At 51.4% G+C, this 580-nt stretch carries 1 protein-coding gene; it reads left to right on the plus strand.

What is annotated here, in order from left to right; genetic code table 11:
* Nucleotides 1-580 (plus strand): contractile injection system protein, VgrG/Pvc8 family (locus Phpb_RS22780; RefSeq protein ID WP_276204291.1); only part of this gene is annotated, 580 nt, incomplete at both ends.

Raw genomic sequence — 580 nt, forward strand, 5'->3', positions numbered from 1 at the left:
GCATCCTGTTCGATTGCCAACTGGATGAGTTTCATTACACACGGGAGTATGTGACGCAAAAACGGGAGTCCGATTATGCCTTCTTTGCCCGGTTGGTTGCCGAAGAGGGGTTGAATTTCTGGTTTGAAGACGACAAGCTGTTTTTCAGCGACAGCCATTTAGGGATGACGGCCAATTTACCGCTGGTCTACAACCCGCAGATAGAGACGGCCACAGAAATGAATGTGGTTAATCAGGTGCGTCTGGGGGTCTCCATGACCCCGAATCGGGTTATTTATAAGGACTATAATCCCCAGAATCCCGCTTACCGCCTGACACACCGGGCTAATATCGATCCCCGTGTCGAAGGGCAGAAAACCCTGTTTGAGCTTTTTGAAAGCTACGGCCGTTTTCAGAAAGACGCAGAGGCGAAACCGTTTGTCCAGCGTCGTCATCAGGCCGTCGAGAATCAACGTCAGGCCGGCGGCGGGCAAAGCAACTGTTTTAAACTGATGCCCGGTAAAATCTTTGCGCTTAACGAACACCCGGTTGACGCCATGAACACCCGCTGGCAAATCGTCACTATCCATCATCACGGCAA

The sequence above is a fragment of the Photorhabdus namnaonensis genome (assembly GCF_001684335.1).
Taxonomy (GTDB): Bacteria; Pseudomonadota; Gammaproteobacteria; order Enterobacterales; family Enterobacteriaceae; genus Photorhabdus; species Photorhabdus namnaonensis.